Origin of the sequence: Roseivivax halotolerans, assembly GCF_900115815.1 — a bacterium.
Classification (GTDB): domain Bacteria; phylum Pseudomonadota; class Alphaproteobacteria; order Rhodobacterales; family Rhodobacteraceae; genus Roseivivax; species Roseivivax halotolerans.
On the sequence record NZ_FOXV01000010.1, the window covers coordinates 101,539 to 124,017 of the forward strand.

Genomic DNA, 22,479 nt, shown 5'->3' on the forward strand with positions numbered 1-22,479 from the left:
CCCGTGCCATAGGCCGGGCCCGTCCTTCGATCAGTAGCCTACCGGGCAGGGTGCCGGGGTGCCGTCCGAGTAGACGCAGCGGCGGGTGGTCGTGTTGTTCTGCGCACCGCCGGAATTCGCCGCGAGGGTCGCCCCTGCTGCAGCACCGGCAAGCGTCGCCACGCCGCGCGCGGTGTCGCTGGAGTCGTTCCGATCGGCAATGGCAAGGCCTGCCGCGCCGCCCGCAAGCGCGCCGGCTGCCGTGCGCTGGTCTTGGGTCATGTTCCCGCAAGCCGAAAGGCCGGTGGTGGCGAGGATGGCGAAAACCGTGAATGTCTTTTTCATAGCAGCGATTCCTTTTTCTCTATCGCGATACCCGATGTCTTAGGGCGGAGCCCCATGTCAGACGAGTTCAGGGGGCTGCTATCCGATAACCGCCGTCGCTGGCGGCCGGTTCCGGCCAAGTCTCGCCAATCGAGGGGGGCGATCCGGCTCAGATCCGCTCAATGTCACCGAGCGCTCGGGTCGCGTGGAACTTTTCCTCGAAAGCCGCAAACGTATCGTCTGCGATGGCCGCGCGCATCTCGGACATGAGAAGCTGATAATAATGCAGGTTGTGCCAGGTCAGCAGCATGCCCGAGATCATCTCGTTCGAGCGGAAGACATGGTGCAGGTAGGCGCGCGAATAGTTGCGGCATGCGGGGCAGGAGCAGCCTTCCTCGAGCGGGCGCGGATCATCCTGGTGGCGGGCGTTCTTCAAGTTGACCTGACCCCGCCGGGTCCAGGCCTGCCCGGTGCGCCCCGAGCGCGAGGGCAGAACGCAATCCATCATGTCGACCCCGCGCTTCACGGCGCCGACGATGTCATCGGGCTTGCCGACGCCCATGAGGTAGCGCGGCTTGTCCTCGGGCAGCATGTCAGGCGCGGTATCGAGGCAGCCGAACATCGCCTCCTGTCCCTCACCCACCGCGAGCCCGCCAATGGCGTATCCCTCGAAACCGATATCGGTCAGCGCCTTGGCGCTTTCCTCGCGCAGGTCGGGCTCAAGCCCGCCTTGCTGAATGCCGAACAGCGCGTGGCCTGGCCGGTCGCCGAACGCCTCGCGGGACCGAGCCGCCCACCGCATCGAAAGCTGCATCGAGGCCGCGATGCGCTCTTTCGGGGCGGGCAGCGCGGGGCATTCGTCGAAGGCCATGACGATGTCGGAGCCGAGAAGCCGCTGGATCTCCATCGAACGTTCGGGCGTGAGCTCGTGCCGCGAGCCGTCGATATGGCTTTTGAAGGTCACGCCGTCTTCAGTGAGCTTTCTCAGCCCCGCGAGGCTCATCACCTGGAACCCCCCTGAATCCGTGAGGATCGGCTTTTCCCAATTCATGAAGTGGTGCAGACCGCCGAGCCTGTCGATCCGCTCCGCCCCGGGGCGCAGCATCAGGTGGTAGGTATTGCCGAGCAGGATGTCCGCGCCGGTCTCGGCCACGCTTTCGGGCATCATGCCCTTCACCGTCGCCGCCGTGCCGACCGGCATGAAGGCGGGCGTGCGGATCTGGCCGCGCGGGGTCGAGATGGTTCCGGTGCGGGCCTTGCCCGACCGGGCGGCGAGGCTGAAAGAAAACTGCGTCATGGGTGTGAGATGCCCCGCGCGCCGCGCTGTCGCAAGACCGAAACGTGCCCGTGTCATTGGCAAGGCGCGGCCCGGGTACTGGCCGTGGCCGGTCCGGGCTGCTAGGTCTCGGGGTCACGTCGCAGCTTGCGCAGAGGAAAACTGATGACCGAAGAGACCGATCCCGCCACCGATCTGATGCGTTTCGGATGGGAGGAATGGGTCGCCTTGCCCGATCTTGGCCTGCCCGCGCTCAAGGCCAAGGTCGATACCGGCGCGCGGACCTCGGCGCTGCACGCCTCCGAGATCGAGACCTTCGGGTCCGCGACCAAGCCCAAGGTGCGTTTCATGGTGCATCCGGTGCCCGAACGTCCCGAATTGTCGATCCCCTGCTCGGCCGAGATCGTCGACCGGCGCGTCGTCACATCGTCGAATGGCGAGGGTGAAAGCCGCTACGTGATCGGCTCGCAGATCACCGTCGGCGAGGAAAGCTGGCCCATCGAGATCACGCTCACCAACCGGGGCGGCATGGCGAGCCGGATGCTTCTGGGACGCGAGGCGCTGAAGGATCATATCGCGATCGTCGCCACCGACAGGTTCCTGCAGCCGCAGCTCTCCTACGAGGTTTATGCCTCTTCGCGGATGCGTACCGCTGCGCCGAAACGCGCGCTTCGGATCGCGGTGTTGAGCCGGGAGAATAATTACTCGACACGCAAGCTCGTGGAGGAAGGCGAGAGCCGCGGGCATACGGTCGAGGTCATCGACACCACGCGCTGCTACATGGCGATCAACGCGATGGCGCCCGAAGTGCACTACGATGGCAAGCGCCTTCCCCGCTACGACGCGGTGATCCCGCGGGTGGGGGCAAGCGTGACCGCCTACGGGACCGCGGTGATCCGACAGTTCGAGACGATCGGCACGTTCTGCGTGAACGGCTCGGAAGGCATCACCGCCTCGCGCGACAAGCTTTACGCGCACCAGCTGATGGCGCGGCACAAGATCGGGATGCCCAACACCGCCTTCGCCGCGAGCCCCAAGGATACCGACAGCCTGATGCGGCTTGTGGGCACCGCGCCCCTGATCGTGAAGCTCCTGGAATCGACGCAAGGCAAGGGCGTCGTTCTTGCCGAGACCAAAAAGGCCGCGCAATCGGTGATCGATGCCTTCCGGGGCCTGCGGGCGAACTTCCTGGTGCAGGATTTCGTGAAGGAGGCCGCGGGTGAGGATATTCGCTGCCTCGTTGTCGGGGGCAAGGTCATCGCCTCGATGAAGCGCACCGGGGCGGAGGGCGATTTCCGCTCGAACCTGCACCGGGGCGGCTCGGCTCAGGTGGTGCGGATTTCCAAGGAAGAGCGCGACACGGCACTTCGGGCCGCGCGGGCCTTCCGGCTCAATCTCGCGGGCGTCGATCTTCTGCGCTCCGAAGCCGGACCGAAGGTGCTGGAGGTGAATTCCTCGCCCGGGCTCGAGGGGATCGAGACGGCGACAGGGAAGAACATCGCCGGGCGGCTTTACGATCATATCGAGGAGCGCGTGCGCCCTGCCCCCGTTCGCAAGCGCAAGCTTCTGGGATGATCCTGCGGTCGCCCGCGATGCGGGCGTCTGCCCTGGCGCGATGAGCTTTTGGCTCATCGCGCGGTGCGAGGGCCCTGCCCTCGCGCTCCCGCGGTATTTCAGCCAACCCAAGGAGCGGGATCAGCCGCCCCGTTCGCGGCGGAGTTTTCCGAAATAGTCGAGGCGCTTCTTGAGGTCGCGTTCGAAGCCGCGCTCCACCGGCCGGTAGAATTCGGGCCGCTCCATTGTGTCGGGGAAGTAGTTCTGGCCCGAGAACGCGTCGTCCTGGTCATGGTCGTAAGCGTAGCCTGCGCCGTATCCTTCGTCTTCCATCAGCTTTGTCGGTGCGTTCAGGATATGCTTCGGGGGCGGCTCGGAGCCGGTTTTCTTCGCAGCCCGGCGTGCGGCCTTGTAGGCGGCATAAGCGGCGTTCGATTTCGGTGCGAGGGCGAGGTAGATCACCGCATTCGCAAGCGCGAGGTCACCCTCCGGCGAGCCCAGCCGCTCGTAGCTTTGCCAAGCATCGAGGCACACCGATTGCGCCTGGGGATCGGCGAGGCAGATATCTTCCACAGCCATGCGCGTGAGACGGCGCGCGAGATAGCGCGGATCCTCCCCGGCCTCGAGCATTCGGGCAAACCAGTAGAGCGCGGCATCGGGATCGGAGCCGCGCACGGATTTATGCAGCGCCGATATGAGGTTGTAATGTGCATCGCCGGTCTTGTCGTATTGCGCCGCCCGCCGCATGAGACGCTGAGACAGGGCCTTCTGGTCGAGCGGCGCATCGATCTTCCAGGCGGCGATCTGTTCGATGAGGTTCAGAAGCGCGCGCCCGTCGCCATCGGCCATTTCCAGTAGTGCGCGGCGGGCATCGCCCTCGAGCGGCAAGGCGCGGCCAAGCTCCTCTTCGGCGCGGGTCACGAGGTCGCCGAGATCGTCTTCGCCGAGGCGCGTGAGCACCATCACCTGCGCGCGTGAGAGAAGCGCGGCGTTGAGCTCGAAGCTGGGGTTTTCGGTCGTGGCCCCGACAAGGAGGATCGTGCCGTCCTCCATATGCGGCAGGAAACTATCCTGCTGCGCCTTGTTGAAGCGGTGGATCTCGTCGACGAACAGCAGGGTGCCCTGCCCGGCGCGGCGCCGCTGTTTCGCGGTCTCGAAGACGCGCTTGAGGTCGGCAACGCCCGAGAAGATCGCGCTGATCTGCACGAATTCGAGGTCGGTCTCGTGGGCGAGAAGCCGCGCGATCGTGGTCTTGCCGACACCGGGCGGGCCCCAGAAGACGATCGAGCCAAGGCTTCCTGCGTCGAGCATCACGCGCAGCGGGCCATCGGGGCCGAGAAGCTGGTCCTGGCCGATCACCTCGGCAAGGGTTCGCGGTCGCAGTCGGTCCGCGAGCGGGCGCGGCGCGGGGCCGGACGGCTCGTCGCCAATATCGAAGAGGTCCGCCATCAGCTGCGGAACCTCAGTGCGACGATCCGACCGTCGCGCTCCACGTCGAGACGGAAGCGCGGCGCGGCCGCGCGCAAGGCGGGCGCGACATCGGAGGTTTCCTCGGGCGCGAACCCGTTGATCCCACGCAGGATATCCCCGCGACGCAGGCCGATACGCGCACCCCAGCGGCCGGGATCGGTGACCACGATGCCGCTGGCCCGAAGCGGCAGGCCCATCTCGTCGCTGACCGCGGGATTGATGCGCGCGATCTCGAGCCCCGGCAGCACCTCCATCTCGCCAAGCGAGACGGGCTGACGGTCGGGCGTGTCCGGGGCGGCGGCCAGCGTGACGCTCAGCGTCTCGAGCGTGCCGGCGCGCAGCACCTCGATCTCGGCTGCCGCGCCGATACCGGCGACGGACATGTGGTAGATCATCTCCGGCGGGCTGTTCACGGGCGCACCGTCGATGGCGCGGATGACATCGCCCACCTCGAGGCCCGCCTCGGAAAAGCTCGACCGAGGGTGGATATCGGCGATCAGGATGCCGCCGGGACGCACCTGGCCGAGACTGTCGGAGAGATCCTGGTCAACGGGCTGTCCGGTGAGACCGGCCCAGGGGCGCTGGAAGCGCGTCTCCCCGGCCTCGGCCTGCGCCACGAACTGGGCGACGAGGGCTGCGGGAATGGCGAACCCGATCCCGTTCGACCCGCCGGAGCGCGTGAGGATCGAGGTGTTCACGCCGATGAGGCGGCCCGCCACGTCAATGAGGGCACCGCCCGAATTGCCCGGATTGATCGGGGCGTCGGTCTGGATGAAATAACCGCGTGCATTGCCCGTCGCCGTGCCCGAGCGCGCAAGGCCAGATACGATCCCCGACGAGACCGTTTGACCGACCCCGAACGGGTTGCCGATCGCGAGGACCAGCTCGCCCACCTCGACCGGGGCATCCTGGCGCAGGGTCAGATGCGGCATGTCCTCTGCGCCCTCGAGTTTCAGGATCGCAAGATCGGATTCCTCGTCGCCCAGAAGCACGCGCGCGGCGTATTCGCGGCGGTCGCTCATCACGACGCGGATATCCTCGGCCTCGCCGACGACGTGGTAGTTCGAGACGACGATCCCGTCTTCGGAGAGGATCACGCCCGATCCGAGCGAGTTCTGCACGCGCGGGCGCGCCGGGGCGAACTCACGGAAGAACTGGCCGAAGAGCGGATCGTCCGCGAAGGGCGAGCGGCTCTGCACCACGCGGCTTGCATAGATATTGACGACCGCCGGTGCGGCCTCGCGCACCAAGGGCGCGAAGGTCAACGTGATCTCGACAGGGCTTTGCGGAACGCGCTCCTCGGCCGTCGCGGGATGCGCGGCGAGGATCAGGACAAGGGCAAGATATCTCAGCATCGCAAGCGGAACCTCCGGCCCCGATATGTCGCGCGGGCCGCGGCTTTGCAAGCGGGGGCCGGGACGAGGCGCCACAACGAAAACGCCCCGCCGGAGGTCCGGCGGGGCGCTGTCCGGCGTCAGAGAGACGCGCGGATCATTCCATTTCGAGCGCGTCTTCCTCGGCGAGGCGGGCCTTGTCGGCGGCGCCTTTCGCGTCGGTGTCGCGATCGACGAATTCGATGATCGCCATCGGTGCCATGTCGCCGTAGCGGAAGCCGGCCTTCAGGACGCGGATATAGCCGCCCGGACGCTCCGCGTAGCGGGGGCCAAGCACTTCGAAGAGCTTGGCGACGTGCTTGTCCTGCTTGAGCTGTGCCGCGGCCTGACGGCGGGCGTGCAGATCGCCGCGCTTGGCCAGCGTGACGAGCTTCTCGACGACGGGGCGCAGTTCCTTGGCCTTGGGCAGGGTCGTCTTGATCTGCTCGTGCTCGATCAGCGATCCGGCCATGTTGGCCCAGAGCGCCTTGCGGTGCTCGGCGGTGCGGTTGAGGCGGCGGTGGCCTTTTGCGTGACGCATTGTCTTTCTCCAATCATGCCCTCTACGGGCGGTTTTGCTTTGTCCGGGGCCCGATGCGTGTCAGGCCCTCACCTTGGGGCTTTGTGCCCTGCTTGTTTGCCCGGCCGGGATGCCGCCCGGGCAGATGCTACGAGGCAAGACCTCAGAACTGGTCTTCCATCTTCTTCGAAAGATCCTCGATATTGTCGGGCGGCCAGTCCTCGACATCCATGCCGAGGTGCAGACCCATGCCGGAGAGGACTTCCTTGATCTCGTTCAGCGACTTGCGGCCGAAGTTCGGAGTGCGGAGCATCTCGGCTTCGGTTTTCTGGATCAGGTCGCCGATATAGACGATGTTGTCGTTCTTCAGGCAGTTCGCCGAACGGACCGACAGTTCGAGCTCGTCGACCTTCTTGAGAAGGAGCGGGTTGAACTCGAGTCCATCGTCGTCGTCCTGACGCTGCGCCGATTCAGGCTCGTCGAAGTTGACGAAGATCGACAGCTGGTCCTGAAGGATGCGCGCAGCATAGGCGATCGCGTCCTCGGGGGTGACCGAGCCATCCGTTTCGATCTTCATGGTCAGCTTGTCATAGTCGAGAACCTGGCCCTCACGGGTCGGCTGCACGTCATAAGCGACCTTTTTCACCGGCGAATAGATCGCGTCGATCGGCATCAGGCCGATGGGAGCGTCCTCGGGCTTGTTCTTGTCGGCAGAGACATAGCCCTTCCCGGTGTTGACGGTCAGCTCCATGTAGAGATCCGCACCGTCGTCGAGATGGCAGATGACGTGGTCCTTGTTCAGAACCTCGATGCCGTTCGATTCCGAGATGTCGCCCGCGGTCACGACAGCGGGGCCCTTCTTGGAGATCGACACGCGCTTCGGCCCCTCGACTTCCATCTTCAGCGAGACGGCCTTGAGGTTCAGGACGATATCGGTCACGTCCTCGCGCACGCCGGCGACCGAGGAAAACTCGTGCAGCACGTTGTCGATCTGCACGGAGGTGATCGCCGCGCCCTGAAGCGACGACAGCAGCACGCGGCGCAGCGCGTTGCCGAGCGTGAGGCCGAAGCCGCGCTCGAGCGGTTCCGCGATCAGCGTGGCCTTCCGGGCGGGTTCGTTGCCGGGACGGACATCAAGCTGGGTCGGCTTGATGAGTTCTGCCCAATTCTTGTGGATCATGTATGACCTCCATTCCTGTCTCGGCCCCATGTCCAGAAAGGCCGGAGACGCCCGAGGTTAAATAATGGCAAAGCCCGGGGCCCGCATCACCGCGGGCCCCGGACGGAAAAAACACTCTTTAGACGCGGCGGCGCTTGGGCGGACGGCAGCCATTATGCGCGATCGGCGTCACGTCACGGATCGAGGTGATGTTGAAGCCGGCGGCAGCGAGCGCGCGCAGCGCGGATTCGCGACCGGAGCCCGGACCCTGAACTTCGACCTCGAGGGTCTTGACGCCATGTTCCTGCGCCTTCTTGCCAGCATCTTCTGCGGCAAGCTGAGCGGCGTAGGGCGTGGACTTCCGCGAGCCCTTGAAGCCCATCGTGCCGGCAGACGACCACGAGATCGCATTGCCCTGCACGTCCGAGATCAGGACCTTGGTGTTGTTGAAGCTGGAGTTCACATGCGCGACGCCAGCTGCGATGTTCTTGGAGACCTTCTTCTTGCCTCCGCGACGGGTATCACGTGCCATAAGTCGGTGCCTCCCTTACTTCTTCTTGCCGGCAATGGCCTTCGCGGGGCCTTTGCGCGTGCGAGCGTTGGTGTGGGTGCGCTGACCGCGCACGGGGAGGTTGCGACGATGGCGCAGGCCGCGGTAGCAGCCGAGATCCATCAGGCGCTTGACGTTGATCTGGACCTCGCGGCGCAGATCGCCCTCAACCGTGAAGTTGGAGTCGATATGCTCGCGGATGGCCACCACGTCGGCATCGCTGAGCTCGTTCACACGACGCGTCTGGTCGATGTTCACAGCCTCGCAGATGGTCTTCGCGGAGGACGGTCCGATACCGTGGATATAGGTGAGTGCGATCGGCACCCGTTTATTCGTCGGGATATTGACGCCGGCAATACGTGCCAAGTCTCTACTTCCTCTCGTTGCGGTTCCGTAGCTCCAGAACCTTTTTTCACAACATAAGACCCTTGGGCTCAGCGCCCGCGGGCCGTCAGTCGATCAGGTGGTCTGCGGCGGCATTATGCTGCCGCAAAAGCGATTCCCCTTGCGGAGATACCGGTGCGTAGTGGTATTCGGGATAGTCGTCAAGACCTTCCCCCGCGCCTTGCCGAGATACGGTCGAATGCCGCTCGGCCAAGACCATCGAGAGAAATCGAAAGGTGTCCGGGAGGGAGCCGGACACCTCTCTGAAACCGTCTTTACGTGCCTTACGAACGGAATGCGCGGTCGATCATTCCACTATAGCAACGACCGCCGCGCGAAATCGTTTCACGATGCCGTCGCGTCAAGCACCTCGGCGATGCGCGCGCGCACTTCGTCGATCTCTCCGAGACCGTCGATCGCGGTCAACTGACCCTTCGCGTAATAGTACCCGATGAGCGGCGACGTCTTCTTGTAGTATTCCAGAAGACGCTGCTTGAGGCTTTCGGCATTGTCATCGGCGCGGCGCTTGAATTCGGCCTTCTCGCCGCAATTGGTGCAGACGCCGTCCGCCGGGATCGGCTTGGTGTGGTCGTTGTAGACCTCGCCGCAATTGCCGCAGGTCGAGCGTGCGGTGATCCGGTCGACGAGCGCGTCGTCATCGACCCGCATCTCGATGACCGCGTCCAGCGTCTCGCCCTGCTCGCCCATCAGATCGGCCAGCGCGTCGGCCTGTGCCAGCGTGCGGGGGAACCCGTCGAAGATGAAGCCTTCCGTCTTCTCGCCCTGAAGCTTCTCGCGGATGAGGCCGATGACGATCTCGTCGGTGACGAGCTCGCCCTTGGCCATGACATCGGCGACGATCTTGCCCATCTCCGTGCCGGAGTCCTTGGCTTCGCGCAGCATGTCTCCGGTGGAGAGCTGCGTCATGCCACGGGTCTCGACGAGATGACGGGCTTGAGTGCCTTTGCCGGCACCCGGCGGTCCGAGAAGAATGATGTTCATCGGCGCTGCGGTCCCCTCTTCTTGCGGCCCTTACCCTTGCCGCGCAGCTGCGACTTTTGAATGAGACCTTCGTATTGATGTGCGAGCAGATGGCTCTGGACCTGCTGGATCGTGTCCATCGTCACGCTGACGACGATGAGCACCGACGTGCCGCCGAAGTAGAACGGAATGGCGAACTGGTTCCGGATGATCTCGGGCAGCAGGCAGACGAAGGCCAGGTAGGCCGAGCCCAGCACGAGCACGCGGTTGACCACGTATTCGAGATATTCCGAGGTCCGCTTGCCCGGACGGATGCCCGGCACGAAGCCATTCTGCTTCTTGAGGTTCTCGGCCACGTCATCGGGTTTGAACGACACGTTGAACGTGTAGAAGTAGGCGAAGAACACGATCATCGCCGCGAAGAACAGCAGGTAAAGCGGCTGACCGGGGCCGAAATAGGCCAGCAGCGTCGACATCACCGGCCCCGAATCCTGCCCCGAGAAGGTCGAGATCGTCACTGGCAGAAGCAGAAGCGAGGAGGCGAAGATCGCCGGGATCACGCCCGCGGGGTTCACCTTCACGGGCAGGTGGCTGTTCTGCGCCTCGGACATCTTCATGCCGACCTGGCGGCGCGGATACTGGATGGTGATCTTTCGGAGCGCCCGTTCCATGAACACCACGAAGGTGATGAGCGCCACCACCATGAAGATCACGCCGATGATGACGGCAGGGCTGATCGCTCCCGAACGGCCGCTCGCAAAGAACTGCGCCAGCGCGGCGGGAACCTCGGCGATGATACCGACGAAGATGATGAGCGAGATGCCGTTGCCGATGCCGCGCGCGGTGATCTGCTCACCGAGCCACATCAGGAACATCGTGCCTCCGACAAGCGTGATGACCGTGGAGGCGCGGAAATACCAGCCGGGATCGGTGACGAGATCGCCCGCCTCGAGGCTGACGGCCAGCCCGTAGGCCTGGAACGTTGCCAGGAACACCGTGCCGTAGCGGGTGTACTGGTTGATCTTCTTGCGGCCCTGCTCGCCCTCTTTCTTGAGTTGTTCGAGCGCGGGCACCATCGAGGCCATGAGCTGCACGATGATCGAGGCCGAGATGTAGGGCATGATGCCGAGGGCGAAGATGCCCATCCGCCCCAGCGCGCCGCCGGTGAACATGGTGAGAATGCCGCCGATGCCGGCCTGCGCGCCCTCCATGAAGTCACGCAGCGCCTGTCCGTCGATACCGGGCACCGGAATGAAGGTGCCGAGGCGGAAGATGCACAGAAGCGCCAGCGTGTAGAAGATGCGTTTGCGAAGGTCGGTGGCCGATGCGAGCGCGGACCAGCTCGTATTCGCGGCCATTTGTTCGACAGCAGATGCCATGAAGCAGTCTCTCTATTCGGACAAACGCCGCCCCGAGCCTGTCTTGGCTGAGGCGGCGTCGGAAAACTGATTAAGGATGTATGCGGCCCGCAGGCCGCCCACAACCTTTATTCGGCCGCCTGAGCCGTCGTGATCGAGCCGCCGGCCTTTTCGACCGCCTCGACCGCCGACTTCGATGCGCCGGTCACAGCGAGTGTGATCTTGGACGAGATCTCGCCCTTGGCCAGAACGCGGACACCGTCGCGCTTGCGGCGCACGAGACCAGAAGCGATGAGCGCCTCTTCGTCGATGGTGGCTTTCGCGTCGAGCTTGCCGGCCTCGATGAACTTCTCGATCAGGCCGAGGTTCACGATGGCGTAGGACTTGCGGTTGGGCTTGTTGAAGCCGCGCTTCGGCAGACGCTGGTAGAGCGGCATCTGGCCGCCCTCATAGCCGTTGATGGCCACGCCCGAACGGGATTTCTGGCCTTTGATACCACGGCCACCCATCTTGCCCTTGCCCGAACCCGGGCCGCGGGCGATGCGCTTCTTGCGCTGCGTCGCGCCTTCGTTGTCGCGAATCTCGTTGAGTTTCATGTCGCTTCTCCTTGCCGGATGTGGCCCCCAGCGACGGATGGGCCAAACGCGGCGTTGCGTGTGATGTTGGTGCGATCCATGCGGATCACCGGGGGCGTATAGACGGCACCGCTTTGCGGTTCAAGGGTGCCCCGGCGGCGCGGAGTGAAATTTGCGCGAGGCCGGATCCTTTATGAAAAGCGCCCCGGGCCGGATTGGCACGGGGCGCTCTCGCGATTTCTGAGTGGCCTTGGAGCCTTAGCCGCGCTCTTCCACGATCTCCACGAGATGCGGGATCTTGGCGATCATGCCGCGGATCGAGGGAGTGTCCTCCAGCTCGCGCGTGCGGTGCATCTTGTTGAGGCCGAGACCGATGAGCGTCTGGCGCTGCTTCTCGGGGCGACGGATCGGGCTGCCGATCTGCTTGACGACGATGGTTTTCGCCATGGGTTATACCTCCTCGGCGAGAATGGTCTGCGGATCGCCGTGATCCGGAGCCTCATCACGCTTGGGCAGGATGTCGACGACCTTCTTGCCACGGCGCTGCGCCACCTGGCGCGGGCTCGCTCCGCGGGAGAGGCCGTTCAGCGTCGCGCGGATCATGTTGTAGGGGTTTTGCGAGCCGATCGACTTAGCGACCACGTCCTGCACGCCCAGCATCTCGAAGACGGCGCGCATCGGACCACCGGCGATGATACCGGTACCTTGCGGTGCGGTCCGCATCACGACGCGGCCCGCGCCGTGGCGGCCCTCGATGTCGTGGTGCAGCGTGCGGCCTTCGCGCAGGGGCACGCGCATCATGCCGCGCTTGGCCTGCTCGGTCGCCTTGCGGATCGCCTCGGGCACCTCTTTGGCCTTGCCCTTGCCGAAGCCGACACGGCCCTTCTGGTCGCCCACGACGACGAGCGCGGCGAAGCCGAAGCGCTTACCACCCTTGACGGTTTTGGAGACGCGGTTGATCGCGACGAGGCGATCCGCGAATTCCGGTGCTTCGTCGCGATCGCGGCGGCCCCGGCCTTTGTTGTCACGTTCTGCCATCAGGCATTCCTATCTGTTTCTGCGCCACGGGCGGCGCGGAGGTCCAATCGAAGTGAGCGCAGCCCGAAGCCGGCTCCCCGATCATCGAGGCAGGGCGACGGCGCGCCCGGCCTGCATATGGAAAGGCGCGCGAGGCTGGCCCGCGCACCTTTTCGATCATTGCCTCAGAGCTTGAGGCCGCCCTCGCGGGCTGCATCGGCGAGTGCCTTGACGCGGCCGTGAAAGAGGAAACCCCCACGGTCGAAATAGGCCTCTTCGACGCCGGCCTTCTTGGCACGCTCGGCAATCGCCGCACCGACCTTCTGGGCCGCTTCGACGGTGTTCTTGCCGACCACGCCCAGATCCTTCTCCATCGAGGAGGCGGCGGCGAGGGTGACGCCTTTGACGTCGTCGATCAGCTGAACGCTGATATTCTTGTTCGAGCGGTGCACGGAAAGACGTGCGCGGCCCGAATTGGTCGAGCGAAGCTTGTTCCGGACGCGCAGGCGGCGCTTCTGGAACAGATCTCTTTTGCTGTTAGCCATACCTTGTCGTCCTTACTTCTTCTTGCCTTCCTTCTGGAAGATGTACTCGCCCTTGTAGCGAATGCCCTTGCCCTTGTAGGGCTCGGGACGCCGCCAGTCGCGAATGTTCGCAGCCACCTGGCCCACCTGCTGAGCATCATGGCCTTCGACCGTGATTTCAGTCGGCTTGGCCGCGGTGACGGAGACACCTTCCGGGATCGGAAAATCGACATCGTGGGACAGACCCAGGTTGAGCTTCAGGATGTTGCCCTGAATCTGCGCGCGGTAACCCACGCCCTGGATCTCCAGCTCTTTCTTGAAGGTTTCCTGCACGCCGTGGACGAGGTTCGCCACCATCGTGCGGGTCATCCCCCATTGCTGGCGCGCGCGCTTCGACTTGCCGCGAGGCGTGACGGTAACCGTTTCGCCGTCAACGGCGATGGTCACGTCATCTGTCGCGGTGAAGCTCTGCGCGCCCTTGGGGCCCTTCACTTCGATCGTCTGGCCGGACACGGAGGCGGAGACCCCCGAGGGCAGCTCGACCGGCTTCTTACCAATACGAGACATGTGGACCGGACCTCCTTAGAATACCGTGCAGAGCACTTCGCCGCCGACATTGGCCGCGCGTGCATTGGCATCCGACATCACGCCCTTGGGCGTCGAGACGATGGACACGCCGAGACCCTGACGGACCTGCGGAATGTTATCGACGCCGAGATAGACGCGGCGGCCGGGCTTGGAGACGCGGGTCAGCTCACGGATGACCGGTGCGCCCTCGTAGTACTTCAGCGCGATCTCGAGCGTCGGGTGACCGCGATGGTCGGTGCCCTTCTCGTAGCCGCGGATGTAGCCTTCGTCGGCCAGCACATCGAGAACCCAGGCGCGCAGCTTGGAAGCCGGCGTCGAGACGTTGGACTTGCCCCGCAGCTGTGCGTTGCGGATGCGGGTCAGCATATCGCCGATAGGATCGTTCATAACTTGACCTCCTTACCAGCTCGACTTGACCAGGCCCGGAGCCAGGCCCTTGGAGCCCAGGTCCCGCAGCATGATGCGGCTGACTTTCAGCTTGCGGTAATAGGCGTGCGGACGCCCCGTCAGCTGGCAGCGGTTGTGAAGCCGGGTGGGCGACGAGTTGCGCGGCAGCTCGGCGAGCTTGAGGCGCGCCTTGAACCGCTCTTCCATCGGCTTCGATTCATCGTTCGCGATTTCCTTGAGCGACGCACGCTTCTCGGCATACTTTGCCACGAGGCGCTGACGCTTCTTCTCGCGCTCAACCATGGATTTTTTAGCCATAATCCAAAATCCCCTTATGCGTTGAACGGCATGTTGAAGTGCTTCAACAGCGCCTTGGCTTCCGCGTCGGTCTTCGCGGTCGTCGTGATATTGATGTCCATGCCCCAGACCTCGTCGACCTTGTCGAAGTCGATTTCCGGGAAGACGATGTGTTCCTTGATGCCCATGGCGAAGTTGCCACGGCCGTCGAAGGACGGCTTCACGCCGCGGAAGTCCCGGATCCGGGGCATCGCGATCGTGACCAGGCGGTCGAGGAATTCGTACATCTTGGCATGGCGCAGGGTGACCTTGGCGCCGAGCGGCATCTCTTCACGCACGCGGAAGCCCGCGATGGACTTCTTCGCCTTGGTGACGACGGCGTGTTGACCGGCGATCTTGGTCAGGTCTTCCTGAGCCGATTTCGCCTTCTTGCTGTCGCGCACGGCCTCTGCACCGCAGCCGATGTTGAGCGTGATCTTCTCGATCCGGGGGATCTGGAGATCGTTGGTATAGCCGAACTCTTCCTTGAGCTTGGCCTTGATCTCTTCGTTGAAGAGCGCCTTGAGACGCGGGGTATAGTTCTGGGTATCGAGCATCAGATCACGTCCCCCGTGGTCTTGGCGAAGCGCACCTTCTTGCCGTCTTCCTCGCGGAAGCCGACGCGGGAGGCCTTGCCGTTCTTGTCGACGATGGCGAGGTTCGACAGGTCGATGGGCATCGCCTTGGGCTGGCGGCCACCCTGGTTCGACTGGGTCTGGCGCTGGTGACGCACGGCCATGTTCACGCCGTCCACGACTGCCTTGCCGGATTTGGGGTCGACAGAGGTGATCTCACCCTGCTTGCCCTTGTCCTTGCCGGCGAGCACGACGACCTTGTCGCCCGTTTTCAGTTTCGCAGCCATCAGAGCACCTCCGGAGCGAGCGAAATGATCTTCATGAAGTTCTTGGCGCGCAGCTCGCGAACGACCGGCCCGAAGATACGGGTGCCGACCGGCTCGCCCGCGTTGTTCAGGATGACGGCGGCGTTGCGGTCGAAGCGGATGGCGGTGCCGTCCTCGCGACGAACCTCTTTGGCGGTGCGCACGACGACGGCCTTGCGGACATCGCCCTTCTTCACGCGGCCGCGCGGGATGGCTTCCTTCACCGAGACGACGATGATGTCGCCGACGGAGGCGTATTTACGCTTGGAACCACCCAGGACCTTGATGCACTGAACCCGGCGTGCGCCGGAGTTGTCAGCAACATCCAGATTGGTCTGCATCTGGATCATGTGGTTTCTCCCGACCTTTGGGGGGTGTTCTGTTGTCGCCCCCAGGGTTTCGATAAAACCGGAAAGTGATGCGCCTTATTCGGCGATCACCTCCCAGCGTTTGGTCTTCGATTTCGGCGCGCATTCGATGATGCGCACGGAATCGCCCACCTGGAAGCTGCCGGCCTCGTCGTGGGCGCGGTACTTCTTGGACTTCCGGATGGTCTTTTTCAGCACGGGGTGCTTGAAGCGGCGCTCGACCGAGACCGTCACGGTCTGGGCATTCGCCGTCGAGGTCACGGTGCCTTGGAGAATACGCTTGGGCATGTGTCCGTCCCTCTTATTCTGCGGAGGCCGCGGCTGCGGCCTTCTCGTTGAGCACGGTCTTGATCCGCGCGACGTCACGGCGCACGATCTTCATGCGCGCGGTGTTCTCAAGCTGGCCGGTCGCCTGCTGGAAGCGCAGGTTGAAGGCCTCTTTCTTAAGCTGGACAAGGTCGTCCCGGAGCTGGTCCGGGGTCTTGTCACGGAGTTCGCTGGCGTTCATGTCGCCCTTTCCTTTTCAACATCACCGGAGAGCCCCTGCCTGCAAAGCTACAGGGTCACCCTGATTCCGGTGGAGTCCGTGGATGAGTGGGCCTCATAGAAGGGAAAGCCCCGTCATGCAAGCCTTGTTTTCCGGGCCGGATCGACCGGCGACCGCGCGCTTGAGGTAAGTGCCCTGCCCTAGTCCCACCTGTAGTTGAAGCTGACGCTGATCCGGTCGTCCTCGGCCATGTTCATCGGAACTTCATGGCGCAGCCAGGATTCCCAGAGCAGCACCTCGCCCGCCTCGGGCGTCACGTAGATGAAGCTCTTCAGCTCCTCGCGGCACTCGCGATTTCGCGTCGGCGCGGCCATCATCATCGGCAGACGCGGATCTTCGAGCTTCAGCGCCGACGTGCCGCCGGGCATCGCGACATAGGTTGTGCCAGAAATCACCGAATGCGGATGGATATGGCTGCCGTGGCTGCCGCCTTCGGGCAGGATGTTGATCCAGATGTCCTCGAGCACGAGCCCACGGTCCCCGAGGTCGAACTCGAGATCCCGCGCGAAGGCCGCGACATGAGCGTCGAGCGCGGTCACGAGATCGGCGAAAATCGGAAAACGCCACGGCAGATCGGTCAGCGAGGCGTAGGAGGTGTAGCCGGGATAGCCGTTGGCCTCGCACCATTCCTGTCCTGCCTCATCATCATCGGCGATGGAATAGCAGGACGCTTCGAGCTCTGCGGTGTCGATCTTGCCGTGATCGGACAAAGACGCCTGGTAAAGACGGGTGGCAAAGAGGGAGCGGATCTGGGTCATGGCGGCCTCTTAGCGCAGGGCGTACGTCTGCGCGAGAGGCGATCTCCGCACGCGGAGATCGGGAAAACTCCGCACGCGGAGTTTGGCGCAGCGCGCGACCATCGATTTCGCGTGCGAAATCGCCCGCACATTCCTCGACGGGAATGTGCCAACGAAAAGCCCCGCCGGCGAACCGGCGGGGCATTGCGGCTGGACAAGCGGTGGGCGCTTACCAGTCTTCGCGAGCGACGACGCGCGTCTTGATCGGCAGCTTCATCGACGCAAGGCGGAGCGCCTCGCGGGCGATGTCTTCGCCGACGCCGTCGATTTCGAACATCACACGGCCCGGCTTGACCTTGCAGGCCCAGAAATCCACCGAACCCTTACCTTTACCCATCCGAACCTCGGTGGGCTTCGACGTGACGGGCACGTCGGGGAAGATGCGGATCCAGACCCGGCCCTGACGCTTCATGTGACGCGTCATGGCCCGGCGGGCGGCTTCGATCTGGCGCGCGGTGACGCGCTCGGGCTGCAGGGCCTTCAGGCCGAAGGAGCCGAAATTCAGGTCAGAGCCGCCTTTGGCGACGCCCTTGATCCGGCCCTTCTGCTGCTTGCGGTACTTGGTACGTTTGGGTTGAAGCATGTCTCAAACCTCCTCAGCGACGGGGGCCGCGCGGGGCGGGTCCGTCCTGGAGTTCCTGCGCCTTGCGGTCACGCGCCTGGGGATCGTGCTCCATGATCTCGCCTTTGAAGATCCAGACCTTGATCCCGATGATGCCGTAGGGCGTTTCTGCCTCGACGGATGCGTGGTCGATATCGGCCCGCAGCGTGTGCAGCGGCACCCGGCCCTCGCGGTACCATTCGGTCCGCGCGATCTCTGCGCCGCCGAGACGGCCCGAGACGTTGACCCGGATCCCGAGAGCACCCATACGCATGGCGTTCTGCACGGCGCGCTTCATGGCGCGGCGGAAGGACACCCGGCGTTCGAGCTGCTGCGCGATGCTCTCACCCACGAGACGGGCGTCAAGCTCGGGCTTGCGTACCTCGACGATGTTGAGGTGCAGCTCGCTGTCGGTCATCTTCGAGATCTTCTTGCGCAGCGACTCGATGTCCGCGCCCTTCTTGCCGATGATGACACCGGGACGGGCAGCGTGGATCGTGACGCGGCACTTCTTGTGCGGACGCTCGATGATGATGCGGGCGACGCCGGCCTGCTTGCACTCTTCGTGGATGAACTCGCGGATCGCGATGTCTTCCAGAAGCAGATCGCCGTAGTCCTTCGTATCGGCATACCAGCGGCTGTCCCAGGTGCGGTTGACCTGGAGGCGCATGCCGATCGGATTGGTCTTGTTACCCATTAGGCTTGCTCCTCGATCTGACGCACCTTGATGGTGATTTCCGAGAACGGCTTCATGATGCGGCCGAAGCGGCCACGTGCCCGCGGACGGCCACGCTTCATCACGAGGTTCTTGCCGACCCAGGCTTCCGCGACGATCAGCTCGTCGACGTCGAGGCCGTGGTTGTTCTCGGCATTGGCGATGGCGGACTGGAGGCACTTGCGCACGTCCTGCGCCACGCGCTTCTTGGAGAAGGTGAGATCGGTCAGCGCCTTCTCGACCTTCTTGCCGCGGATCATCGCTGCGACGAGGTTGAGCTTCTGCGGGCTCGTGCGGAGCATGCGCAGTTTCGCCATTGCCTCGTTGTCAGCCACGCGGCGGGGGTTCTTTTCCTGGCCCATGACTTACTTCCGCTTCGCTTTTTTGTCGGCCGCGTGCCCGTAATAGGTACGGGTCGGCGAGTATTCACCGAACTTCTGGCCGATCATGTCCTCGGACACGTTCACCGGAACGTGCTTGTGGCCGTTGTAAACGCCGAACGTCAGGCCCACGAACTGGGGCAGGATCGTCGAGCGGCGCGACCAGATCTTGATGACGTCGTTGCGCCCGGATTCGCGGGCGGCTTCGGCCTTCTTCAGGACGTATGCGTCCACGAAGGGGCCTTTCCAAACAGAACGGGTCATGTCTTAGCGCCTCTTCTTGCGTGCATGGCGCGAGCGAAGGATCAGCTTCTGCGACGCCTTGTTGGTGTTGCGGGTGCGTGCGCCCTTGGTGGGCTTGCCCCAGGGCGTCACCGGGTGGCGACCACCCGAGGTCCGGCCCTCGCCACCGCCGTGCGGGTGGTCGATCGGGTTCATCACGACGCCGCGGACGCTCGGGCGCTTGCCCATGTGACGCGTCCGGCCCGCCTTGCCGATGTTCTGGTTCGAGTTGTCGGGGTTCGAAACCGCGCCAACGGTCGCAAGGCATTCCTGGCGGACCATGCGAAGCTCGCCCGACGAGAGCCGGATCTGCGCGTAGCCGCCGTCACGACCCACGAATTGGGCGTAGGTGCCCGCGGCGCGTGCGATCTGACCGCCCTTGCCCGGCTTCAGTTCGATGTTGTGGACGATCGTACCGATCGGCATGCCCGAGAACGGCATCGCGTTGCCCGGCTTGATGTCGGCCTTCGCAGCCGCCAGAACGCGGTCGCCGATGGCGAGGCGCTGGGGCGCGAGGATGTAGGCCTGCTCGCCATCATCATACTGGATGAGCGCGATGAAGGCCGTGCGGTTGGGGTCATATTCGATCCGCGCGACGGTCGCGCCGACGTCGAACTTGTTCCGCTTGAAATCGACGATCCGGTAGAGGCGTTTTGCCCCGCCACCGCGGCGGCGTGCCGTGATACGTCCGGTGTTGTTGCGTCCGCCCGACTTGCGAAGACCCTCGGTGAGGGCCTTGACGGGACGTCCTTTATACAGCTCCGAACGGTCGATCAGCACCAGCCCGCGCTGGCCCGGCGTCGTCGGCTTGTACGACTTGAGTGCCATGCTTTCTGTCTTCCGTATGTGCAGCGCGGCTTGCCCCTCTTGGGCGCGCCCCGCCTATGTGTCGGGATGGCGCGTGCCATCCGTCGGATGTAGGCCCCCGTAGGTGCCCGGTTGGAAAGCTCCGAAGAGCAAACGAGAGAGCCCCGGACGAATCCGGGGCTCTTTCGGATGGGTGGCGTGTAGGGGAGTGCGGCGGGGGCGTCAAGGGCGAGGCGCCGTATATAAGGGAGCGCCCGGCGATATATGCGAGGTGCGGGACCCTTGGGTCTCGCACAGCCTCGCGCAAAGGCTCGGAGATGCGCTGAAGTCCGAAGGCGCCACGCCCAAAGAGAAACCCCGGCCGCGTTAGCAGCCGGGGCACTTTGTCGTTCGTGCGGAGACCCAAGCCCCGCCTACCCGCCTCAAAGGCCGGTGGTCACGTCGATCGCGTTGCCCTCTTCGAGCGTCACATAGGCCTTCTTGAAGTCCGAGCGACGGCCGGGGCGACCGCGGAAGCGCTTCGCCTTGCCCTTGGTGACGGTGGTGTTGACCGCCTTCACTTTCACGCCGAACAGCGCCTCGACCGCTTCCTTGATCGCGGGCTTGTTGGCGTCGATGGCCACTTCGAAGACGACGGCGTTGTTCTCGGACGCCATCGTGGACTTCTCGGTGATGACCGGCTTGCGGATCACGTCGTAGTGTTCTGCTTTCGCGCTCATTTCAGTCGAGCCTCCAGTGCTTCGACACCAGCCTTCGTGATCACGAGCGTGTCACGCTTGAGGATGTCATAGACGTTTGCGCCGATGGAGGGCAGCACGTCCAGGCCTTCGATGTTGGCCGCGGCGCGGGCGAAATCGCCGTTGACCTCGGCACCGTCGATGACCAGGGCGCGCTTCCAGCCGAGCTCACGCATCTGCTTGGCAAGGGTCTTGGTCTTGCCGTCGCAATCGGCCGCCTCGATGATCACGAGCTGGCCTTCGCGTGCCTTGGCGGACAGCGCGTGCATGAGTCCGAGCTTGCGGACCTTCTTGGGCAGATCATGCGCGTGGCTGCGCGGCGTCGGGCCCTTGTAGGTACCACCCTTGCGGAAGATCGGCGCCTTGCGGGAGCCGTGGCGTGCGCCGCCTGTGCCCTTCTGGCGGTAGATCTTCTTGGTCGAGTAGCTCACATCCGAACGGCCAAGCGTCGAATGGGTGCCCTGCATCGCCTTGTTGCGCTGCCAGCGCACGACGCGGTGCAGAAGGTCGGCACGCGGCTCGAGACCGAAGATCTCGTCGCCGAGCTCGACCGATCCGGCGCTTGCGCCGTCCAGTTTGATCACGTCGAGTTTCATTGCTCGCCATCCTTCTTCTCGTCCGAGGGATCGACGCCGGCTTCCTGCTCGGCTGCGATGTTTTCCTCGGCTTCCTTGAGGGCTTCTTCCTGCTGGGCCGCTTCTTCTGCGAGGCGTGCCTCTTCGGCTGCGCGTGCCTCCTCTTCGGCCTGGCGTGCGGCTTCTTCAGCGGCGCGCTTGGCTTCGTCGGCGGCGGATTTCAGCGCGGCGGGCAGGATGATGCCTTCGGGCTGCGGTTTCTTGACCGCGTCCTTGACGGTGACCCAGCCACCCTTGGATCCGGGCACGGCGCCCTTCACCATGATGAGGCCGCGATCCGCATCGGTCTTGACGACCTGCAGGTTCTGCGTGGTCACGCGGACGGCGCCCATGTGGCCGGCCATCTTCTTGCCCTTGAACACCTTGCCGGGGTCCTGGCACTGGCCGGTGGAACCGTGCGAGCGGTGGCTGATCGACACGCCGTGCGTGGCTTCGAGACCACGGAAGTTGTGCCGCTTCATGCCGCCTGCAAAGCCCTTACCGATCGAGGTGCCGCAGACATCAACGAACTGACCCGCGAAGTAATGGTCAGCCGTGATTTCCTCGCCGACGTCGATCATGTTCTCCGGGGCCACGCGGAACTCGGCGATCTTGCGCTTGGGTTCCACCTTGGCCACGGCGAAATGGCCGCGCATCGGTTTCGAGACGTTCTTGACCTTGGCCGTACCGGCACCGAGCTGCACGGCGGTATAGCCATGCTGATCGGCGGTCCGCTGGGCCACGACCTGCAACTTGTCGAGTTGGAGGACGGTCACAGGGATCTGCTTGCCGTCTTCCATGAAGAGCCGGGTCATCCCGACCTTCTTTGCGATCACTCCAGAGCGCAACATGGGGGTGCCCTCCTTAAACCTTGATCTCGACGTCCACGCCGGCGGCGAGGTCGAGCTTCATCAGCGCGTCCACGGTCTGCGGCGTCGGATCGACGATATCGAGAAGCCGCTTGTGGGTGCGGATCTCGAACTGGTCACGGGACTTCTTGTTCACGTGGGGACCACGCAGAACGGTGAAGCGCTCGATCTTGTTCGGCAGCGGAATGGGCCCGCGCACGTCGGCGCCGGTCCGCTTCGCGGTGTTCACGATCTCCTGCGTGCTCGCGTCGAGCACACGGTAGTCGAACGCCTTGAGCCGAATGCGAATGTTCTGGCTTTGCATTTCTCTGGCCTTCATCGGCTAGTTGGAACCCGAGAGGAGGAGGCAGGACCACCCTGCCCCCTCATCGCGTTCTTGATGTCGCAGGGCAGACGCGGTGCGTCCTGCCCTGCCATTTTGCTCACGCTCGAGGCGCGATTACTCGACGATCTTCGAGACGACGCCGGAGCCGACGGTGCGGCCGCCTTCGCGGATGGCGAAGCGCAGGCCGTCTTCCATCGCGATC

Annotated in this window: 34 protein-coding genes; 1 reads left to right on the forward strand and 33 read right to left on the reverse strand. The window is 64.2% G+C overall.

Features of this window, described 5'->3' with window-relative positions; all coding sequences use genetic code 11:
* Positions 1–30: 30 nt before the first annotated feature.
* Together BM171_RS13995 and tgt are read right to left on the reverse strand one after the other, a co-directional pair.
* Positions 31–324 carry a hypothetical protein gene (locus BM171_RS13995; RefSeq protein ID WP_093013620.1) on the reverse strand — a complete coding sequence of 98 codons (294 nt, stop codon included), beginning with the start codon at positions 322–324 and terminating at the stop codon, positions 31–33.
* Positions 325–472: 148 nt separating this feature from the next.
* Entirely contained in the window at positions 473–1,600 is a 1,128-nt protein-coding gene (tgt, locus tag BM171_RS14000) for a tRNA guanosine(34) transglycosylase Tgt (protein ID WP_093013729.1), read from the reverse strand.
* Between the two features lie 144 nt (positions 1,601–1,744).
* On the opposite strand from tgt, the gene rimK reads away from it, so the two are divergent.
* Positions 1,745–3,154, forward strand: a complete 1,410-nt coding sequence (gene rimK, locus BM171_RS14005; protein WP_093013623.1) for a 30S ribosomal protein S6--L-glutamate ligase — start codon at positions 1,745–1,747, stop codon at positions 3,152–3,154.
* 120 nt (positions 3,155–3,274) lie between these two features.
* On the opposite strand, the gene BM171_RS14010 is transcribed toward rimK, so the two are convergent.
* The 31 genes from BM171_RS14010 to BM171_RS14160 form a co-directional block, all read right to left on the reverse strand.
* On the reverse strand, positions 3,275–4,582 hold the full coding sequence (locus BM171_RS14010; protein ID WP_093013626.1) for a replication-associated recombination protein A: 1,308 nt from the start codon (positions 4,580–4,582) through the stop codon (positions 3,275–3,277).
* Positions 4,582–5,958: a trypsin-like peptidase domain-containing protein gene (locus tag BM171_RS14015; protein ID WP_093013629.1), complete on the reverse strand. Its 1,377-nt coding sequence runs from the start codon at positions 5,956–5,958 to the stop codon at positions 4,582–4,584. The genes BM171_RS14010 and BM171_RS14015 overlap by 1 nt, the downstream gene beginning before the upstream one ends.
* 136 nt (positions 5,959–6,094) lie before the next feature.
* Positions 6,095–6,517 (reverse strand): 50S ribosomal protein L17, encoded by a 423-nt coding sequence (gene rplQ, locus BM171_RS14020; RefSeq protein ID WP_093013632.1) that lies wholly within the window; start codon positions 6,515–6,517, stop codon positions 6,095–6,097.
* A gap of 142 nt (positions 6,518–6,659) precedes the next feature.
* Positions 6,660–7,676 carry a DNA-directed RNA polymerase subunit alpha gene (locus tag BM171_RS14025; protein WP_093013635.1) on the reverse strand — a complete coding sequence of 339 codons (1,017 nt, stop codon included), beginning with the start codon at positions 7,674–7,676 and terminating at the stop codon, positions 6,660–6,662.
* A 118-nt stretch (positions 7,677–7,794) separates the two neighbouring features.
* Positions 7,795–8,187 (reverse strand): 30S ribosomal protein S11, encoded by a 393-nt coding sequence (gene rpsK / locus BM171_RS14030; RefSeq protein ID WP_093013638.1) that lies wholly within the window; start codon positions 8,185–8,187, stop codon positions 7,795–7,797.
* 15 nt (positions 8,188–8,202) lie between these two features.
* Positions 8,203–8,571: a 30S ribosomal protein S13 gene (gene rpsM, locus BM171_RS14035; protein WP_093013641.1), complete on the reverse strand. Its 369-nt coding sequence runs from the start codon at positions 8,569–8,571 to the stop codon at positions 8,203–8,205.
* Between the two features lie 363 nt (positions 8,572–8,934).
* Entirely contained in the window at positions 8,935–9,591 is a 657-nt protein-coding gene (locus BM171_RS14040; RefSeq protein WP_093013644.1) for an adenylate kinase, read from the reverse strand.
* Positions 9,588–10,949, reverse strand: coding sequence for a preprotein translocase subunit SecY (secY, locus tag BM171_RS14045; protein WP_093013647.1), 1,362 nt, complete (start codon positions 10,947–10,949; stop codon positions 9,588–9,590). Before secY ends, BM171_RS14040 begins: the two co-directional genes overlap by 4 nt.
* A 107-nt stretch (positions 10,950–11,056) precedes the next feature.
* Positions 11,057–11,524: a 50S ribosomal protein L15 gene (gene rplO / locus BM171_RS14050; protein WP_093013650.1), complete on the reverse strand. Its 468-nt coding sequence runs from the start codon at positions 11,522–11,524 to the stop codon at positions 11,057–11,059.
* Between the two features lie 237 nt (positions 11,525–11,761).
* Positions 11,762–11,950, reverse strand: a complete 189-nt coding sequence (gene rpmD / locus BM171_RS14055) for a 50S ribosomal protein L30 (protein ID WP_093013653.1) — start codon at positions 11,948–11,950, stop codon at positions 11,762–11,764.
* Positions 11,951–11,953: 3 nt separating this feature from the next.
* Complete coding sequence (rpsE, locus tag BM171_RS14060; RefSeq protein ID WP_093013656.1) at positions 11,954–12,541, reverse strand: 30S ribosomal protein S5; 588 nt, start codon at positions 12,539–12,541, stop codon at positions 11,954–11,956.
* A 164-nt stretch (positions 12,542–12,705) separates the two neighbouring features.
* Entirely contained in the window at positions 12,706–13,065 is a 360-nt protein-coding gene (gene rplR / locus BM171_RS14065; RefSeq protein ID WP_093013659.1) for a 50S ribosomal protein L18, read from the reverse strand.
* A 12-nt stretch (positions 13,066–13,077) separates the two neighbouring features.
* Entirely contained in the window at positions 13,078–13,611 is a 534-nt protein-coding gene (gene rplF / locus BM171_RS14070; protein WP_093013661.1) for a 50S ribosomal protein L6, read from the reverse strand.
* 15 nt (positions 13,612–13,626) lie between these two features.
* Positions 13,627–14,019, reverse strand: a complete 393-nt coding sequence (gene rpsH, locus BM171_RS14075; protein ID WP_093013664.1) for a 30S ribosomal protein S8 — start codon at positions 14,017–14,019, stop codon at positions 13,627–13,629.
* Positions 14,020–14,031: 12 nt separating this feature from the next.
* On the reverse strand, positions 14,032–14,337 hold the full coding sequence (gene rpsN, locus BM171_RS14080) for a 30S ribosomal protein S14 (protein ID WP_093013667.1): 306 nt from the start codon (positions 14,335–14,337) through the stop codon (positions 14,032–14,034).
* A gap of 14 nt (positions 14,338–14,351) precedes the next feature.
* Complete coding sequence (rplE, locus tag BM171_RS14085) at positions 14,352–14,912, reverse strand: 50S ribosomal protein L5 (RefSeq protein WP_093013670.1); 561 nt, start codon at positions 14,910–14,912, stop codon at positions 14,352–14,354.
* Positions 14,912–15,217 (reverse strand): 50S ribosomal protein L24, encoded by a 306-nt coding sequence (gene rplX / locus BM171_RS14090; protein ID WP_093013673.1) that lies wholly within the window; start codon positions 15,215–15,217, stop codon positions 14,912–14,914. The genes rplE and rplX overlap by 1 nt, the downstream gene beginning before the upstream one ends.
* A complete protein-coding gene (gene rplN / locus BM171_RS14095; protein WP_007427594.1) occupies positions 15,217–15,585 on the reverse strand; it encodes a 50S ribosomal protein L14 in 369 nt (122 codons plus the stop codon). Before rplN ends, rplX begins: the two co-directional genes overlap by 1 nt.
* Positions 15,586–15,660: 75 nt before the next feature.
* Complete coding sequence (gene rpsQ / locus BM171_RS14100) at positions 15,661–15,891, reverse strand: 30S ribosomal protein S17 (RefSeq protein ID WP_093013676.1); 231 nt, start codon at positions 15,889–15,891, stop codon at positions 15,661–15,663.
* 13 nt (positions 15,892–15,904) lie between these two features.
* A complete protein-coding gene (rpmC, locus tag BM171_RS14105) occupies positions 15,905–16,111 on the reverse strand; it encodes a 50S ribosomal protein L29 (RefSeq protein ID WP_093013679.1) in 207 nt (68 codons plus the stop codon).
* A 179-nt stretch (positions 16,112–16,290) separates the two neighbouring features.
* Complete coding sequence (locus BM171_RS14110; RefSeq protein WP_093013682.1) at positions 16,291–16,908, reverse strand: TIGR02466 family protein; 618 nt, start codon at positions 16,906–16,908, stop codon at positions 16,291–16,293.
* A gap of 208 nt (positions 16,909–17,116) precedes the next feature.
* Positions 17,117–17,530, reverse strand: a complete 414-nt coding sequence (gene rplP, locus BM171_RS14115; protein ID WP_093013685.1) for a 50S ribosomal protein L16 — start codon at positions 17,528–17,530, stop codon at positions 17,117–17,119.
* A 13-nt stretch (positions 17,531–17,543) separates the two neighbouring features.
* Positions 17,544–18,245, reverse strand: a complete 702-nt coding sequence (gene rpsC / locus BM171_RS14120; protein WP_093013688.1) for a 30S ribosomal protein S3 — start codon at positions 18,243–18,245, stop codon at positions 17,544–17,546.
* Positions 18,245–18,625 carry a 50S ribosomal protein L22 gene (gene rplV, locus BM171_RS14125; protein ID WP_093013691.1) on the reverse strand — a complete coding sequence of 127 codons (381 nt, stop codon included), beginning with the start codon at positions 18,623–18,625 and terminating at the stop codon, positions 18,245–18,247. The genes rpsC and rplV overlap by 1 nt, the downstream gene beginning before the upstream one ends.
* A 3-nt stretch (positions 18,626–18,628) precedes the next feature.
* A complete protein-coding gene (gene rpsS, locus BM171_RS14130) occupies positions 18,629–18,907 on the reverse strand; it encodes a 30S ribosomal protein S19 (protein ID WP_093013694.1) in 279 nt (92 codons plus the stop codon).
* Between the two features lie 3 nt (positions 18,908–18,910).
* Positions 18,911–19,753, reverse strand: a complete 843-nt coding sequence (gene rplB / locus BM171_RS14135) for a 50S ribosomal protein L2 (protein ID WP_093013697.1) — start codon at positions 19,751–19,753, stop codon at positions 18,911–18,913.
* Between the two features lie 401 nt (positions 19,754–20,154).
* On the reverse strand, positions 20,155–20,451 hold the full coding sequence (locus BM171_RS14140; RefSeq protein ID WP_093013700.1) for a 50S ribosomal protein L23: 297 nt from the start codon (positions 20,449–20,451) through the stop codon (positions 20,155–20,157).
* Positions 20,448–21,065 carry a 50S ribosomal protein L4 gene (gene rplD / locus BM171_RS14145; protein WP_093013703.1) on the reverse strand — a complete coding sequence of 206 codons (618 nt, stop codon included), beginning with the start codon at positions 21,063–21,065 and terminating at the stop codon, positions 20,448–20,450. Before rplD ends, BM171_RS14140 begins: the two co-directional genes overlap by 4 nt.
* Complete coding sequence (gene rplC / locus BM171_RS14150) at positions 21,062–21,934, reverse strand: 50S ribosomal protein L3 (protein ID WP_093013706.1); 873 nt, start codon at positions 21,932–21,934, stop codon at positions 21,062–21,064. The genes rplD and rplC overlap by 4 nt, the downstream gene beginning before the upstream one ends.
* A 13-nt stretch (positions 21,935–21,947) precedes the next feature.
* Positions 21,948–22,256 carry a 30S ribosomal protein S10 gene (gene rpsJ / locus BM171_RS14155; protein WP_076450108.1) on the reverse strand — a complete coding sequence of 103 codons (309 nt, stop codon included), beginning with the start codon at positions 22,254–22,256 and terminating at the stop codon, positions 21,948–21,950.
* A 135-nt stretch (positions 22,257–22,391) separates the two neighbouring features.
* Positions 22,392–22,479: EF-Tu C-terminal domain-related protein (locus BM171_RS14160; RefSeq protein ID WP_217646715.1), on the reverse strand; the 88-nt coding region annotated here is incomplete at its 5' end.

Coding starts and splice junctions, on each gene's coding strand:
- rpmC (WP_093013679.1), bottom strand. CDS start 16,111: ATGAACGCCAGCGAACTCCGTGACAAGACCCCGGACCAGCTCCGGGAC.
- rpsE (WP_093013656.1), bottom strand. CDS start 12,541: ATGGCAGAACGTGACAACAAAGGCCGGGGCCGCCGCGATCGCGACGAA.
- rplC (WP_093013706.1), bottom strand. CDS start 21,934: ATGTTGCGCTCTGGAGTGATCGCAAAGAAGGTCGGGATGACCCGGCTC.
- rpsQ (WP_093013676.1), bottom strand. CDS start 15,891: ATGCCCAAGCGTATTCTCCAAGGCACCGTGACCTCGACGGCGAATGCC.
- rpsN (WP_093013667.1), bottom strand. CDS start 14,337: ATGGCTAAAAAATCCATGGTTGAGCGCGAGAAGAAGCGTCAGCGCCTC.
- BM171_RS13995 (WP_093013620.1), bottom strand. CDS start 324: ATGAAAAAGACATTCACGGTTTTCGCCATCCTCGCCACCACCGGCCTT.
- rpsS (WP_093013694.1), bottom strand. CDS start 18,907: ATGACCCGTTCTGTTTGGAAAGGCCCCTTCGTGGACGCATACGTCCTG.
- tgt (WP_093013729.1), bottom strand. CDS start 1,600: ATGACGCAGTTTTCTTTCAGCCTCGCCGCCCGGTCGGGCAAGGCCCGC.
- secY (WP_093013647.1), bottom strand. CDS start 10,949: ATGGCATCTGCTGTCGAACAAATGGCCGCGAATACGAGCTGGTCCGCG.
- rpsC (WP_093013688.1), bottom strand. CDS start 18,245: ATGGGTAACAAGACCAATCCGATCGGCATGCGCCTCCAGGTCAACCGC.
- rpmD (WP_093013653.1), bottom strand. CDS start 11,950: ATGGCGAAAACCATCGTCGTCAAGCAGATCGGCAGCCCGATCCGTCGC.
- BM171_RS14025 (WP_093013635.1), bottom strand. CDS start 7,676: ATGATCCACAAGAATTGGGCAGAACTCATCAAGCCGACCCAGCTTGAT.
- BM171_RS14010 (WP_093013626.1), bottom strand. CDS start 4,582: ATGGCGGACCTCTTCGATATTGGCGACGAGCCGTCCGGCCCCGCGCCG.
- rimK (WP_093013623.1), top strand. CDS start 1,745: ATGACCGAAGAGACCGATCCCGCCACCGATCTGATGCGTTTCGGATGG.
- rplE (WP_093013670.1), bottom strand. CDS start 14,912: ATGCTCGATACCCAGAACTATACCCCGCGTCTCAAGGCGCTCTTCAAC.
- rplB (WP_093013697.1), bottom strand. CDS start 19,753: ATGGCACTCAAGTCGTACAAGCCGACGACGCCGGGCCAGCGCGGGCTG.
- rplX (WP_093013673.1), bottom strand. CDS start 15,217: ATGGCTGCGAAACTGAAAACGGGCGACAAGGTCGTCGTGCTCGCCGGC.
- BM171_RS14015 (WP_093013629.1), bottom strand. CDS start 5,958: ATGCTGAGATATCTTGCCCTTGTCCTGATCCTCGCCGCGCATCCCGCG.
- rplD (WP_093013703.1), bottom strand. CDS start 21,065: ATGAAACTCGACGTGATCAAACTGGACGGCGCAAGCGCCGGATCGGTC.
- rpsK (WP_093013638.1), bottom strand. CDS start 8,187: ATGGCACGTGATACCCGTCGCGGAGGCAAGAAGAAGGTCTCCAAGAAC.
- rplR (WP_093013659.1), bottom strand. CDS start 13,065: ATGGCTAACAGCAAAAGAGATCTGTTCCAGAAGCGCCGCCTGCGCGTC.
- rplQ (WP_093013632.1), bottom strand. CDS start 6,517: ATGCGTCACGCAAAAGGCCACCGCCGCCTCAACCGCACCGCCGAGCAC.
- rplV (WP_093013691.1), bottom strand. CDS start 18,625: ATGGGCCAGGAAAAGAACCCCCGCCGCGTGGCTGACAACGAGGCAATG.
- BM171_RS14140 (WP_093013700.1), bottom strand. CDS start 20,451: ATGAGCGCGAAAGCAGAACACTACGACGTGATCCGCAAGCCGGTCATC.
- rplN (WP_007427594.1), bottom strand. CDS start 15,585: ATGATCCAGATGCAGACCAATCTGGATGTTGCTGACAACTCCGGCGCA.
- rplP (WP_093013685.1), bottom strand. CDS start 17,530: ATGCTTCAACCCAAACGTACCAAGTACCGCAAGCAGCAGAAGGGCCGG.
- rplF (WP_093013661.1), bottom strand. CDS start 13,611: ATGTCTCGTATTGGTAAGAAGCCGGTCGAGCTGCCCTCGGGGGTCTCC.
- BM171_RS14040 (WP_093013644.1), bottom strand. CDS start 9,591: ATGAACATCATTCTTCTCGGACCGCCGGGTGCCGGCAAAGGCACTCAA.
- rpsJ (WP_076450108.1), bottom strand. CDS start 22,256: ATGCAAAGCCAGAACATTCGCATTCGGCTCAAGGCGTTCGACTACCGT.
- rplO (WP_093013650.1), bottom strand. CDS start 11,524: ATGAAACTCAACGAGATTCGCGACAACGAAGGCGCGACGCAGCGCAAG.
- rpsH (WP_093013664.1), bottom strand. CDS start 14,019: ATGAACGATCCTATCGGCGATATGCTGACCCGCATCCGCAACGCACAG.
- BM171_RS14110 (WP_093013682.1), bottom strand. CDS start 16,908: ATGACCCAGATCCGCTCCCTCTTTGCCACCCGTCTTTACCAGGCGTCT.